Raw genomic sequence first — 12,990 nt, 5'->3', positions numbered from 1 at the left:
ATAGTATGAATAGCGAGTTTACGATAGCGGTGCATTGCCTGATTGTGCTGGCGAGTGCTCCGGATCATGTCTGGAGCAGCGGATCGCTGTCCAGAAAGGTTCATACCAATCCGGCGAGAGTCCGCAAGATTATGAGCGTTCTTCGGAAGAATGGGCTGGTCACGACAAAAGAAGGGCTGCGCGGCGGCTATCGCCTCGGATTCTCTCCCGCGGACGTTACGCTTGCGCATGTTTACCGGACTGTTTCGTGCGAGGCGCTGAAACTGAACTGGTGTTCGGAAGAAGAGGCGGACGATCCCGAACTGGCGAGCGTCCGGTCGGTGATGGATCAGGCTTTCCTCAAAGCCGAGGAAATGCTCGAAACGTATTTGGAGCGATGGACCATTGATTCCCTCTTGGAACAGATCAGGCGCACAATGAGTGGGCCGGATACCTCATTTTCGGATCATTTTTCGGTTTCGGCTCACAAGGACAAGTTGAATAAATATACTATATAAATAACAGGATCGGTGGTGAAGGATGATGCAACAGGAACTGAAGTGGAAAAAAGGCGACTGGGTAAAGGGAAGAACGGTAAACGGGGAACTCATGCACGGCTATATTGTCGATTACAACGCCGGTACAGGAACGGTAAAAGTCCACGTCGTTGCCTGCGACCGTGAATCGACCGTGGGACGGACAATTGAGACGCTCGGTTATCTGATCAAACCCTTCCCGGTCCTGCCGCCGACGGGCGGTCAGTTACGCAGTATGGCCGACCTCGCTCTGGTTACCTATGACCGCGACTGGTTCATGGACCTGTCGTCGCAGCTGGTCGGGATGAACGAGGACTCCGGTAAGGATTCGTCTTCACGATCCAGTTCGTGGTTCTGGCCGGCTCAGCGATGAAGAATAAAAAATTGTCAGTTATTATATGAAAGAGCGTCCGAAATAGATTGATAATCGGCCGCTCTTTTTTGTTCCGTCAAGGCTCTTGTGCCCGCTGGCCCGTCCTAGCGTCTGTCGGCCCGGCTTTGATCCTCATAAAGTCTTTCCCGATATTTTTATGCGTGATAAAAAATTATATGAGTGTCTCTTGAGCTCTTTTTCCTGCTGTGTCATCAAAAAATGATCGGCTTTTCCTGAGACCGTCAATCTCTCGAAAGGCGGAGAGCATTTCCGCGATCAATAAACTTGTGCAATGGTCGAAAAACTGTGCCAGCACCGGGAACCGGCTGGAAGAGTTCTGAAACCGGCCGATAGGACCTTGAATTCGGCCGGAAGGAGCGCCCGGAACCGGCCGGAGGAACCCCGAATTTGGCCGGAAGAGTTTTGAAATCGGCCGATAGGGCCTTGAGTTTGGCCGGAAGAGTCTGAAAACCGGTCGGAGGAACCCGGTAGGACCTTGAATTTGGCTGGAAGAACCGCGAATCCGGCCGGAAATTAATAAAACTCTCCGTACGCGGCTGAGCCATTGATCAGGGACGATCTTGCTGTTCTGATTATTCACAATTATTGATTTCAGTCCGTTTACTGTCGATTCTTTGGCTGCTGCTGTAGATTTTCTGCACGTCACTGTTGATATTTTGCTTTTTTCTGATGACAAGCCGGCAATTCCCGGTGGTTTTAGCCAACGATCGCAGGGATACACAGCGGTCCGAAGAAAAAGATCGGGTGCTTCCGACAGGAAACGCCTGTCCGTGCAGAATATCCCTCTTCTTCAACGGAATCAAGCGCCGTTCGCATGAACATTCAAAAGAACAGACTGGCGCTCGTGCCAAACGATCGCTTTTCGGGAGAATCCGTGCCTTCTTCATGCCGCGGCCTGACTGGATACATGAGCTGAGGAATATTCGATAAAATTTATTTCTAATCATGCAAAATTTATAAGAGTTTATTTCTTTTCTCCTTGCTTAATCTATGAGAAAATTTCATTAAGAAGGGGGAGGGCGAAATGATAAAATCTTTGAGCGATACAGTGACATTGAATAATAGTGTGAGCATGCCGGGATTCGGCCTCGGTGTCTGGCAGATCCGCGACGGCAAAGAGGTCATTGATTCCGTTCAGTACGCTCTGCAGGCAGGCTACCGAATGATTGATACGGCCGCCGTTTATCGAAACGAAGGCGGCGTCGGCGAAGCAATTCGCCGGTCGGGGCTCCTCAGAAAATCCCTGTTTGTTACAACTAAAGTTGTTGATCAGGGTTATGATGCGACGCTGAGGGCATTTGAAGACAGCACAGCGAAACTCGGCATCGATACGATCGACCTCTATCTGATCCACTGGCCGATAGGGGATCACTATTTGGAAACCTGGAAAGCAATGGAACGGTTGTATAGAGACGGCCGGGTACGGGCGATCGGCGTCAGCAATTTCGGACAGCATCATCTGGAAACTCTCCTTCAGGAAGCGGCGGTTGTACCGGCAGTGAACCAAATTGAGGTGCATCCGCTGCAGACGCAGATAGGGCTCAGAAATTATTGCTATGCAAAAGGGATCCGGGTGGAATCCTATTCACCGCTCGGCAGCGGAGCGCTGCTCGACCATCCGGTTTTAAACAGGATTGCGGAAGAATATCATAAGTCGGTCGCTCAAGTGCTCCTGCGCTGGAATATACAAAACGAGATGATTGCCATCCCGCGTTCAACAAAGGAGGAGCACATTGTCGCTAATGCGGACATCTTTGATTTTGAACTGTCTTTCGAAACGATGGATCAAATGGATGCACTGAACGTCGATAAAAGCGTATCGTGACGGGCGCACATCTTTACTAAAACAGCGTCCGCTCAGTCAGCCGGCGAAGAGACGGGCCCTGCTCCCTTTCGCTTCCGTCAGGCTTATTGCCGGCTCAGCATCCCCGTTTCGCCAAACTTTTTTCAGCTCTATAATTATTTCCGACAAGAGGAGTCTATAAAATGACAAACATCGGGACACTTTCTGAACGGGAAATCAAAAGGGGCCCCATTACTGTGGCACTGATTATCGGCGCTTTCGTCGCCATTCTTAATGAAACCTTTCTGAATATTGCACTGGTCGATTTAATGCGGACTTTTCATGTTTCGGCAGCGACGGTGCAATGGCTGGCGACGGCCTATATGCTGGTGGTCGGCATGCTGATGCCTGTCACTGCGCTGATTGCCGGCTGGCTGACGACGCGGCAGATGTTCCTCAGTGCGATGTCGTTCTTTCTGATCGGCACGGTGATTTGTGCCGTATCGGCGAATTTCAGCTTTCTTCTGGTCGGAAGAATGATTCAGGCTGTCGGTTCAGGCCTTTTGCTGCCCGTCATGATGGACACAATTCTGCTGATCTATCCTCCGGAAAAAAGAGGGGGTGCAATGGGCACGATCGGGCTAGTGATCATGTTCGCACCGGCGATCGGACCGACTCTTTCGGGGCTGATCCTTTCCATATTGTCCTGGCGCTGGCTGTTTATCCTGGTGTTCCCCCTGGCGTTCTTTTCTATCTTGTTTGCGATCGCCTATTTAAAAAATGTCTCGGAAGTGACCCGGCCGAAAGTAGAGATTCTTTCAATTCTGCTATCGACGGTCGGGTTCGGCGGGCTGGTATACGGGCTTGGTGCGAGTGCTGAGAACAGCCGGGCCGGCCTGATCTTCCTGGCCGTCGGTCTGGCAGCTCTTCTCCTTTTTATCTGGCGCCAGCTGACGATTGCGGAGCCGATTCTTGACCTTCGTGCTTTTAAATACCCAATGTTTTCACTGGCGACAGTCATCCTGATCCTGGTCATGATGACTCTGTTTTCGACGATGATTCTTTTGCCTCTTTACTTGCAGAAGGCGCTTTTGCTGACTTCGTTCAGCGCCGGTCTGATTCTTTTACCGGGAGGCCTGATCAACGGGCTGCTTTCGCCGCTAATGGGCCGCCTGTTCGATACATTCGGCCCGAGACGGCTGGTCATTCCCGGGCTGTTGATCATCGGTGCGATTGTCTGGCTTTTCAGCCGGCTGACGGCCTCGGAAAGCACGCTGTACATAGTAATCCTATACAGCGTACTGCTGATCGGGATGGCGATGGTGATGATGCCGGTATCGACAACGGGACTGAACGAGCTGCCGAAAGCTCTGTACCCGCACGGAACAGCGATCATGAACACGTTGCAGCAGGTATCCGCAGGCATCGGAACGGCGCTGTTCGTCGGCATCATGGTTTCCGGTCAGCAGGCTTATTTGAAAGGCGCCTCCGACCCAGCGGCACCCGAACAGGCGCTGAAAGCACTGGTGTCGGGCATGGATCGGGCGTTTATGGCGGCGATGATTGTCGCTGCCGCTTCATTTATTCTTTCGCTGTTTTTGAAGCGGACGCATGCGCCGAAAGAACAACGGACGGAAGAGTAAATTTGCAGAAAAATCCGGACCGCATTTTCAGATGAACAATACATGAAACAGGGCACCCTGCGGCAGACTAAGATCGATTCGTTTGCATCGGGGTGTTATTAATATGGGAAAATTTTTTCAGACAAAACCTTATGAAACACCGTTCCGTCTTTTTTCACCGGAACATCTGGCGGCTCTTGCCGTGATCGCTTTGGCGGCGATCCTTCTGTTTGTTTTTCGGAAACGCATTCGCCGTTCGGCGCCGTGGCGGAACGGGCTGCGTTATCTGCTTGCCGCCTTACTGCTTCTCGCGGAAATCAGCTATCAGGCCTGGCTCATTTATTCCGGCAAATGGTCGCTGAGATCATCGCTTCCGCTTGAGCTGAGCGATCTTTCTGCACTGCTGGCAATCCTGCTGCTGATCAATGGAAACCGTTATCTTTTTTCCTTCCTCTATTTTGCGGGCATCGGCAGCTCGCTGCAGGCGCTGCTGACGCCGGATCTGAGCAGCTATGCGTTTCCCCATTTTCTCTTCATCGAATTTTTCACGGCACACGGCGGCATGATTCTCGCCTGCCTGTTGATGATTGCGGTAGAGCATTACCGGCCGTCATTTCGTTCATTGTGGACGACTTTTCTGATTGTTACCGCATACGGGGCAGGTATCTTTTTCCTCGATCGGCTGACGGACGCCAATTATCTGTATCTCGTGAACAGGCCGAAAACGTCCTCCGTCATGGATTTTCTCGGACCGCAGCCGTGGCATCTTCTCTCGCTTGAAGCACTGATGCTTCTTGAATTCGTCTTGCTTTATGTCCCTTTCGCCATGATAGAAAGGGGCGATCGGGAAGCGGACGGTAGACAGGCGAAAACAGTCAAGCGTAAATTTCACAGACGGGAAAAAATTTAAAGGCAGCTTATCGATGAACGGATTAAGGCCACCGGTAAAAAAGGCCCGCAATTTCCTGTCGAAATCAGTCGAATAAGTGTTGAATCGCGCAAAAATCGACGGAAATTTAGGAACTTTTTCCCGTTCAATATTTTGTCACATTTTTCTATAATATTAATTAGAAATGGGAAAGGGCTTGCTTTCCTGAAAACACGAATCTGATTCTGCAGCTATTTTTTAAACAGAATTCTTTGCTTTCAGCGGCCAATCCGCCGCGGCGCGGATTGGACCCTACATTTTCCGGCAAGCATTTGCCAAAAACGAGGAGGCTTTATTGATGGCAGGACAAATCAGGCTGACTCCGGAAGAACTTCGGAGCTATGCAGCGAAGTACGGGCAGGAGTCGTCGAATACGGGCGAGCTGATCGGGCGGCTGGACGGGATGATCAATCAGTTGGAGCAGGTCTGGGAAGGCGCCTCAAGCCGGGCGTTCAAGGATCAGTACGAGAGGCTGCGCCCGTCTTTTCAGCAGATGCGGCAGCTTCTTGAGGACATCGACCGGCAGCTGGCGCAGGCGGCGAACGTCCTCGAAGAGACCGACCAGCATATTGCCGGACAAATCAACGGATAATTGTTTCGATCATGCCGAGGCTCCGACAGGAGTTTCGGTTTTTTCAAGTTCATGGAATTTTGCGCCTGAAGCGGATTCAGCATCACTTGCGATTCATTAATAGCCTGCAAGAGGGAGGGAAGACCGATGCCGGCGAGCCTTGCCGATCAAATCCGGCAGAATCTGAATCATAACCTTTCATCCCTTTATGGGGAAGAATCGGTATTGACAGCAAAAATCAACAGGCTGCATGCGCTGCTTGCAAAAATCGATCAGCATCTGTCTTCATTTGTGGACAACCGCAATAAATTTCATTCGCTGTATAATCCGCAAAACGAATGGGACGGTGCCCATCGGAGAATTTTTGACAACCGATTGAATTCGGAAACCCTGGCGGATTATCAATTCTATATCACTTCCGTTCATCATCTAAGAGAAGACGTCCAGGATCAGATCGGACATTTGAACGGCAGCCTGAATCTCTGCCGCTCCGACATCACGTCGATTCATTCGTCTCTTGCCGCATTAAAAACCAAGTAGGTGTGATTAAGATGATAACAATTGAATTCAATGCGCGTGCGTATTTCAGCAAAGTCTCGCAGCTTGATCGGGCGGCTGCCAATCTGGGGGCCGGCCGTCCTGTCGACACAAGTCTTCACGAGACCGATGCCCGATCGATCAGGGAACTCAGCAAGGCAATTGAACAGTGGCAGCGCCTGCTGCGCGATTATCAGTCGTCGCTTCATTCCGAAGTTTCGAAACTGAAAAAAATCGGGGACGAAATCGAGCAAACCGATCAGAAACTGGCACACTATCTCTCTGCACACGTTAAATGATGACGAAAAGCGAGGCGGTTCGATGCCGAAAGTCCGAATTGCAGAACCGAGAAGAATAGAAAGCCAACTGGCGCCTCAAGAGGCCACGGCTGCGGATGCGCTGCAAAGAGTTCAATCTGAAATCAGGGAATTCAACGCGCTTCAGTCTTTTGAAGGGGCGGCTGCGGACAGCATCCGCGCCTATTTCGGCGAAGTTCATCTGACGCTGATTAAAAGCCTGATTCAGGCGGGGGAGCGGCTGCAGCAGGTGTATAAGAAAATGCTGCAGCAGTTTGACCGGCAGGTCGACAGCGCCTCCAATGCAGTAATCCGTTCGGAGCATCTGGATGACGTCCGTAGACAGCTGAGACAGCTGAAAAGCCATTTTGACGGAATTGAAAGCCAGCTGGCGGCGGACGTCCGTGCCGTCAGTGATGTCTCCTTTTTCAATGTCCCTTCCACAATGGCGTTCTCGTCGGACGTCGAACTGCAGGACCGGGAAACCGGCCAATTGAATGACCAGTTCATGTCTTTTGTTTCGGCTGATTTTACCGGCGACCTGATGCCGCTCCTGACAGCAATCGAGCGGGCGATGACCAAGATAAAGAAAGATTACAGCCCTCATCTAGGCACCGAGTCCTTTTATCTGGGAGGCACTTTCGCGCAAACAGCGATCGGCAAAGAACTGATTCGGAGAACGGAGGCCGTGGAAACCGCCTATGCCGGCGATGTTCCTAAAACGGGGCAGAACGGTAATCTTGTGCTCGTAAAAAACGGCGCAAAATATACGATCACGCTCTCGGCACTGACGGCAAAAACTCTGCCTGCGGGTCTAGCTGCGATGAAGGGCCTGAAAATAGTAAAGAAGGGCAATTATATTTACATTACCGGTGATAAAAAGTGGATGGAGCTGTACCTAGGACGTTGGGGCAAACTGCCGCAAAACTATACGTTTAATATGAAGTTAACAAACGGTGATCCGATCAGAATCGGCGGGGAAAAAGGGCCGAGTCTTGCTGGGGATGGTCTGATCACTGAGTCCTCTGATGTGAAAAATTATTTATTGAATAAGAAAAGCATGGCAGGCAAATTAAAAGTTTTAAACGGCGGTGTGAAAAGCAGCCTGAGCAGCAACTGGGATTTCGTCAAAAAAGGCAGTTGGACAAAGCTGGGCAGCATGGGGAAATTCGGAAAGGCTGCCGGCATTGCCGGTGTCGGTTTGACTGTATATTCCGATATTGAGGCTCATAAAAATGAAAAAATGAGCGTGGAAAAAGTTGCCAATATTACAGAAGATATTGGTGTGGATCTCGGCGCTTCGGCTGCGGCAGCCGGTGCGGGGGCCTTCGCCGGCTCTTTCTTCTTGCCGCCACTGGGAACTGTAGTAGGGGCCGGTGTGGGATTCGGAACAAATGTGTTTGCCAATGCAGATATATGGGGTGGAAAAAGTGCTGTGGATTGGGCAAAAATAGGTGTTAATACGTTGGGAAAGGATTCTGCTTCGTGGTTTAAATAAATACAGCATGAGAGGATGCAACGAATGACGTCACTTAAAAAATTTACGGAACGAGACTTTGAGTTTTTTAGAAATGGCGTTTTATCGGGGCGGCTAAACCCCGTCAGTATGGGCAAGGCGTTGTTTATTTTTCCTTTGCTGTCCCTATGCACTGCCCTTGGTGCTTATTCAGCTTCTAGGTCAGTAAGTCCTAATTTTACCGAATTCTGGTTTCCATTTTTCACCTTTCAAGGAATTAGTTCATTGCTCCTTTTGCTTTTGTCTATCTCGTTTTTCTTTAAAAAGATCAGTTTGAAATACCAGAGATTTCAAATGTTTATATTGACTTTAAGTGCACCTCAAATGGCGTTCAATCTTAGTTTAGTGTTCCTAGTAAAAACAAAAATGGATTTCTCATCATTTCCATTTACTATTGTCTTAATCAGTTATGTGATAGCTGGTTTTCTTGTTTTTTGTTTGTCACTGATTAGAGCTTATCGTCGGCTTAAAGGAGGAGAATTCAGGGAAAACGGTCGTGGGCTGTTAGGTAAACAATATAGTGAAAGCCTGTCCAGATTTTCCAATATTGCTGTTTTCGCTATAATTGCGGCTTTTTTAGGTGCCATTGTTGTTTCTCTTTTCGGTCTGGTGGGCCAGGATATTGTCACCATGTTTGTTATGTTTGTGGTGTCTGTCATCATTTATTCCGTCGGTATCACAGAATTTATTTTCGTGCTGTACTGCAAGCTCCGCTTTCCGTCGTTTAATATCACAGCCGAACAACAAGTGAAGATCGACAAGGATGATAAGCTTTTTTTGGAACATATTAATCGGTTAGAAAAAGAGGAAAAGGAAGCCATAAAGCGGCAAAAGCACGGGAAAAGAAAAAACTCAAAAAATTTTCGTGGGTGAACTGGCAAAGTGTGATGCTAGGATAGTTTTATGGACAAAGATTGGCGGGATTAGCATGAAGGCATTAAGCAGCTTTTCTGAACAAGATTTCGAATTTTTTCGTAAAGGTGTTTCATCAAGACGATTAAATCCGGCCAATATGGGAAAGCGTCTTTTTGTTTTTCCATTGCTTTCTTTACTTTCTTTGTTTGGAAGCACCGCAGAGTTAAGCGTGATAACAAATCTATATGAGATTTGGTCACCGCTGCTTATGTTTCAATGGGCTTTGCTAATAATTATGAGCCTATCATCGCTGTTGTTTTTTTTCAAATGGATAAGTTTAAAATTTCAAAAAATACAGATGGCAGTTTTGATTATCAGTTCGGTTTCCATGGCATTTAATATGACCTTCTTTTTTCTTATTGTATTATCGGAACGTATCGCGTCATTTTCATTTACAGTTTCATTGCTTCTTTACATCCTGGGAAGTATTCTTATTTTTTGTCTGTCGTTGATTAGAGCTTATCGCCTGCTTAAAAAAGGAAAATTCAGAGAAAACGGTCGCGGGCTATTAGGTAAACAATATAGTGAAAGCACATCGAAATTTTCGAATATAGCTGTTTACGCTTTGGTTGCTTCTTTCTTGGGAGGGGGAGCGGGCACCGTTTTGTTCGGAGAGACTGGGATGTATGTTGTTATTACTTTTGCCATGTTTGTGTTATCCGCCATCATTTATTCCGTCGGTGTCACAGAATTTATTTTTGTGCTGTACTGCAAGCTTCGTTTTCCGTCATTTAATATCACAGCTGAACAACAAGTAGGAATCGATAGGAAGAATAAGATTCTTTTAAAACAGATTAATCGATTAGAAAAGGAGAAAAAAGAAGCCTTGAAACAGCAAAATCATACCAAAAGGAAAAACTCAAAAAATCTTCGCGGGTGAGATAGGCCATCCATTCTGCGGACAAAGATTGGCGGGGTTAGTGTGAGGGTATTAAGCAGCTTTTCTGAACAAGATTTCGAGTTTTTCCGAAATGGCGTTTCGTCGGGACGGCTTAATCCGGTAAGGCTAGGTAAAATGGTTTTTATATATCCGTTTTTGTCTTTGTTGATGGTTTTTGGTGCATATGCAGCGTCACAATCGGTAAGTTCAAATTTCAGCCAATTTTGGTTTCCTTTTTTCTTTTTTCAAGAATTGACTGCCTGCATATTATTTTTAGTTACTCTGTTATTTATTTCTAAGAGACTTAGTTTAAAATATCAAAAGTTCCAAATGTTGATTCTTTTATTAAGTGCACCAAAAATGTCATTCGAAATGACATTGTTTTTTTTAGTTAAAACTAAAATGGATTTTCTGACATTTCCTTTTTTCAATACGCTAATTTTTTATGCTCTAGGAAGCATATTCATTTTTGGCCTTTCTCTATTAAGAGCCTATCATCTTCTTCAGAAAGGAGAATTTAAAGAGAACGGTCGTGGACTTATGGGAAAACAGTATGGTGAACGAGTAAATAGTTTTTCATCGATGTTTAGTATTATATTTCCGATCGTCATTTTAGGAGGCATAGTAATGAGCTTCCTTGGAAACATGGGACAGGACATAATGATTCTTTCTATAATGCTTGTCATGTCGTTTTTGATGTACACGGTTGTATCGACTGAATTTATTTTTGTATTCTATTGCAAGCTCCGCTTTCCGTCGTTTAATGTCACAGCCGAACAACAAGTAGGAATCGACAGGAAGAATAAGATTCTTTTAAAACAGATTAATCGGTTAGAAAAGGAGAAAAAAGAAGCCATGAAACGGCCGGAACGTGAAAAAAAAGGGCGACACGGATCATACCGTTAATCATTGGTTTTTGCTCATCCTCATCTGTGCTGACAATTATAAAAGAACGCATGAACAATTGAAAGAATGAAAGGAGTCCTGATGATGAGGGTTAAGCAAAGTTCGCTGGTCCTTCTCAATCTGCTGAGCCGTTCGGTTATCTGCGGGATGGACCGCTGGCATGAAGAGGGGGAGGAACTGAGAAAGCTGGCGCTTGAAAGCGGTGTTTATCCGAACGGACCGCTCGTGATGACAATCGGCGAAGTGAAAAACGAGCCTGAACTGCGGGAGTACGGATTATTTCTGCCGCTCAGTTCGCCTGTCGAAGGACCCGCCGAGCGGGCACTCGGCTTTCGCAGCCGTCTTTATTTCAAAAAAACGGCAGCCATTCGCCATTATGAAGCGGATGAACCGTTTGCAGCGTCATACCGGGAACTGGAGAACGTCGCGTACAGGCGGGGGATTATTCTTGAACGGCCCTTTTACCATGTCTGCCTGGAAGTCAATGGAGAACGGTTCTTTGATATACACGCTCCCATAAAAGGAAGTGCTGCCTGATGGTTATCGAAAATGATTCGATTGAGCTTAGAAATGTCGTGTCCGGACGGTACAGCCTTCACTATTCGCAGTTTCCGGAGGCGCTGGAAGACTTCTGCCGGATACTCGAGGAGAAGAATCTGACACCGACGGGGACGCTTTTCTATTCATTGAACAATGTTCCGGCCGATGAACAGATGGCTGTTGAAGTGTTTGCCGCTGTTGAAGAAAACTATGTTCCTGAAAACGACATCTTTTCTTTTCACAGCTACTTTACCGTGAAAAACATGATCATGACCTATTATTCCGGAAATATTGAAAAACGGACGGAATGGGCATACGCGGAACTGCTTCAATTTTTAGAAGAAAATGAACTGGAGATGGCGTCTCCGTTCTTCCATTTTTTTAGGGGAGACCTGAATTTTCAATATGTCGAATTGAAAGTGGGGGTTCAATGATGCCGGCAGAAAAACAGAAGCACAGCCGCATTAAAGAGTCATCGCTTATTCTGTTCAACGTGCTGAGCCGAACGGAAACTATTGAGAAAGCGATGTGGCTCGACCGGGCGGGATCTTTGAAAATTGAGGCAGTCCGACACGGCTTGTATCCGGTCGGACCGCCTGTCATGACGATTGACCGGATGGATCCGCTTTCCGATCGGGCTACGTTCACATTTTATCTGCCGCTGAACGGGTCATTGAATACAGATCCCGAAGCCGGATTCGTTTTTCAGCCGTCTCTCATGCTGGAGCATACGCTGTTTCTCCGCCACGACGAGGAGGGCAAACCGTTCTCCGCCTCGCACCGGGAACTGCAGGCGTTTGCGCGCGAACATGGTTTCTCCTGTTCGTCTGTATTCTATCATGTCATGATCGCGGTTTACGGAGAATGGTATGCGGAAATTCATCTTCCCGTTAGCGGCGGAGGATTGCTGCCGAATGGACAGGAAATGCCGATAGAATAGGATAATTTAAAAAAGAGATGGTAAAAAAGGCCTGCAATTTTTTGTCGAAGTCTGTCGAATGAGTGGGGAATGGCGCAAAAATTGACGGAAATTTAGGAACTTTTCCCTGTTCAATAATCTGTCACATTTATTTATAATACGAGTGAATGGCGGGGAAAGGCTTACTTTTCCGAAAAACAAGAAATCCGGGTCTTCGGCTGTTCATGAGTATCTATCAATTTTCTCGGGACTTGGAACTCGGGGCCTTTTGCTTTCAGCGGCGATCCGCTGCTGCGCGGATTGGACCCTGCATTTTCCGGCAAGCGTTTGCCAAAAACGAGGAGGCTTTATTCATGGCAGGACAAATCAGGCTGACTCCGGAAGAACTGCGGAGTTACGCGGCGAAGTACGGGCAGGAGTCGTCGAACACGGGCGAGCTGATCGGGCGGCTGGACGGGATGATCAATCAGTTGGAGCAGGTCTGGGAGGGTGCCTCAAGCCGGGCGTTCAAGGATCAGTATGAGAGGCTGCGCCCGTCTTTTCAGCAGATGCGGCAGCTTCTTGAGGACATCGACCGGCAGTTGGCGCAGACGGCGAGCGTGCTCGAAGAAACCGACCAGCGCATTGCCGGACAAATCAACGGGTGAGGAAAAGTCGGAAACCGGAGC

16 protein-coding genes are annotated in these 12,990 nt (G+C 47.8%); all 16 read left to right on the top strand.

Features of this window, described 5'->3' with window-relative positions; translation table 11 throughout:
* Positions 1-5: 5 nt before the first annotated feature.
* Entirely contained in the window at positions 6-497 is a 492-nt protein-coding gene (locus tag OYT88_RS15145) for an RrF2 family transcriptional regulator (protein WP_274401185.1), read from the top strand.
* Positions 498-519: 22 nt separating this feature from the next.
* Complete coding sequence (locus OYT88_RS15140; protein WP_274401184.1) at positions 520-888, top strand: hypothetical protein; 369 nt, start codon at positions 520-522, stop codon at positions 886-888.
* 1,045 nt (positions 889-1,933) lie between these two features.
* On the top strand, positions 1,934-2,734 hold the full coding sequence (locus OYT88_RS15135) for an aldo/keto reductase (protein ID WP_274401183.1): 801 nt from the start codon (positions 1,934-1,936) through the stop codon (positions 2,732-2,734).
* Positions 2,735-2,895: 161 nt separating this feature from the next.
* Positions 2,896-4,335, top strand: a complete 1,440-nt coding sequence (locus OYT88_RS15130) for an MDR family MFS transporter (RefSeq protein ID WP_274401182.1) — start codon at positions 2,896-2,898, stop codon at positions 4,333-4,335.
* Positions 4,336-4,438: 103 nt separating this feature from the next.
* Positions 4,439-5,224, top strand: coding sequence for a YwaF family protein (locus OYT88_RS15125; RefSeq protein WP_274401181.1), 786 nt, complete (start codon positions 4,439-4,441; stop codon positions 5,222-5,224).
* A 316-nt stretch (positions 5,225-5,540) separates the two neighbouring features.
* On the top strand, positions 5,541-5,834 hold the full coding sequence (locus OYT88_RS15120; RefSeq protein WP_274401180.1) for a WXG100 family type VII secretion target: 294 nt from the start codon (positions 5,541-5,543) through the stop codon (positions 5,832-5,834).
* A gap of 126 nt (positions 5,835-5,960) precedes the next feature.
* A complete protein-coding gene (locus tag OYT88_RS15115) occupies positions 5,961-6,353 on the top strand; it encodes a YwqH-like family protein (protein ID WP_274401179.1) in 393 nt (130 codons plus the stop codon).
* Between the two features lie 11 nt (positions 6,354-6,364).
* Positions 6,365-6,649: a TIGR04197 family type VII secretion effector gene (locus OYT88_RS15110; protein ID WP_274401178.1), complete on the top strand. Its 285-nt coding sequence runs from the start codon at positions 6,365-6,367 to the stop codon at positions 6,647-6,649.
* A 22-nt stretch (positions 6,650-6,671) separates the two neighbouring features.
* Positions 6,672-8,144 carry a T7SS effector LXG polymorphic toxin gene (locus OYT88_RS15105; RefSeq protein WP_274401177.1) on the top strand — a complete coding sequence of 491 codons (1,473 nt, stop codon included), beginning with the start codon at positions 6,672-6,674 and terminating at the stop codon, positions 8,142-8,144.
* Positions 8,145-8,168: 24 nt separating this feature from the next.
* Entirely contained in the window at positions 8,169-9,035 is an 867-nt protein-coding gene (locus OYT88_RS15100; protein ID WP_274401176.1) for a hypothetical protein, read from the top strand.
* 55 nt (positions 9,036-9,090) lie between these two features.
* Positions 9,091-9,957 (top strand): hypothetical protein, encoded by an 867-nt coding sequence (locus OYT88_RS15095; protein WP_274401175.1) that lies wholly within the window; start codon positions 9,091-9,093, stop codon positions 9,955-9,957.
* Positions 9,958-9,999: 42 nt separating this feature from the next.
* Positions 10,000-10,863 (top strand): hypothetical protein, encoded by an 864-nt coding sequence (locus OYT88_RS15090; RefSeq protein ID WP_274401174.1) that lies wholly within the window; start codon positions 10,000-10,002, stop codon positions 10,861-10,863.
* A gap of 84 nt (positions 10,864-10,947) precedes the next feature.
* Complete coding sequence (locus OYT88_RS15085; RefSeq protein ID WP_274401173.1) at positions 10,948-11,400, top strand: hypothetical protein; 453 nt, start codon at positions 10,948-10,950, stop codon at positions 11,398-11,400.
* Positions 11,400-11,837, top strand: a complete 438-nt coding sequence (locus OYT88_RS15080) for a DUF5085 family protein (protein WP_274401172.1) — start codon at positions 11,400-11,402, stop codon at positions 11,835-11,837. The genes OYT88_RS15085 and OYT88_RS15080 overlap by 1 nt, the downstream gene beginning before the upstream one ends.
* Positions 11,837-12,343 carry a hypothetical protein gene (locus tag OYT88_RS15075; RefSeq protein ID WP_274401171.1) on the top strand — a complete coding sequence of 169 codons (507 nt, stop codon included), beginning with the start codon at positions 11,837-11,839 and terminating at the stop codon, positions 12,341-12,343. Before OYT88_RS15080 ends, OYT88_RS15075 begins: the two co-directional genes overlap by 1 nt.
* A gap of 332 nt (positions 12,344-12,675) precedes the next feature.
* Positions 12,676-12,969 carry a WXG100 family type VII secretion target gene (locus tag OYT88_RS15070; protein WP_274401170.1) on the top strand — a complete coding sequence of 98 codons (294 nt, stop codon included), beginning with the start codon at positions 12,676-12,678 and terminating at the stop codon, positions 12,967-12,969.
* Positions 12,970-12,990: the final 21 nt, after the last annotated feature.

The sequence above is a fragment of the Sporolactobacillus sp. CQH2019 genome, assembly GCF_028765345.1.
In the GTDB taxonomy this organism is placed as follows: domain Bacteria; phylum Bacillota; class Bacilli; order Bacillales; family Sporolactobacillaceae; genus Sporolactobacillus.
Note: the sequence above shows the minus strand (reverse complement) of the source record. Positions and strands in the feature narration are given on the sequence as shown.

Bases quoted from the DNA above. Each gene is read 5' to 3' on its own strand.
- OYT88_RS15145 (WP_274401185.1), top strand. From the start codon at position 6: ATGAATAGCGAGTTTACGATAGCGGTGCATTGCCTGATTGTGCTGGCG.
- OYT88_RS15140 (WP_274401184.1), top strand. From the start codon at position 520: ATGATGCAACAGGAACTGAAGTGGAAAAAAGGCGACTGGGTAAAGGGA.
- OYT88_RS15135 (WP_274401183.1), top strand. From the start codon at position 1,934: ATGATAAAATCTTTGAGCGATACAGTGACATTGAATAATAGTGTGAGC.
- OYT88_RS15130 (WP_274401182.1), top strand. From the start codon at position 2,896: ATGACAAACATCGGGACACTTTCTGAACGGGAAATCAAAAGGGGCCCC.
- OYT88_RS15125 (WP_274401181.1), top strand. From the start codon at position 4,439: ATGGGAAAATTTTTTCAGACAAAACCTTATGAAACACCGTTCCGTCTT.
- OYT88_RS15120 (WP_274401180.1), top strand. From the start codon at position 5,541: ATGGCAGGACAAATCAGGCTGACTCCGGAAGAACTTCGGAGCTATGCA.
- OYT88_RS15115 (WP_274401179.1), top strand. From the start codon at position 5,961: ATGCCGGCGAGCCTTGCCGATCAAATCCGGCAGAATCTGAATCATAAC.
- OYT88_RS15110 (WP_274401178.1), top strand. From the start codon at position 6,365: ATGATAACAATTGAATTCAATGCGCGTGCGTATTTCAGCAAAGTCTCG.
- OYT88_RS15105 (WP_274401177.1), top strand. From the start codon at position 6,672: ATGCCGAAAGTCCGAATTGCAGAACCGAGAAGAATAGAAAGCCAACTG.
- OYT88_RS15100 (WP_274401176.1), top strand. From the start codon at position 8,169: ATGACGTCACTTAAAAAATTTACGGAACGAGACTTTGAGTTTTTTAGA.
- OYT88_RS15095 (WP_274401175.1), top strand. From the start codon at position 9,091: ATGAAGGCATTAAGCAGCTTTTCTGAACAAGATTTCGAATTTTTTCGT.
- OYT88_RS15085 (WP_274401173.1), top strand. From the start codon at position 10,948: ATGAGGGTTAAGCAAAGTTCGCTGGTCCTTCTCAATCTGCTGAGCCGT.
- OYT88_RS15080 (WP_274401172.1), top strand. From the start codon at position 11,400: ATGGTTATCGAAAATGATTCGATTGAGCTTAGAAATGTCGTGTCCGGA.
- OYT88_RS15075 (WP_274401171.1), top strand. From the start codon at position 11,837: ATGCCGGCAGAAAAACAGAAGCACAGCCGCATTAAAGAGTCATCGCTT.
- OYT88_RS15070 (WP_274401170.1), top strand. From the start codon at position 12,676: ATGGCAGGACAAATCAGGCTGACTCCGGAAGAACTGCGGAGTTACGCG.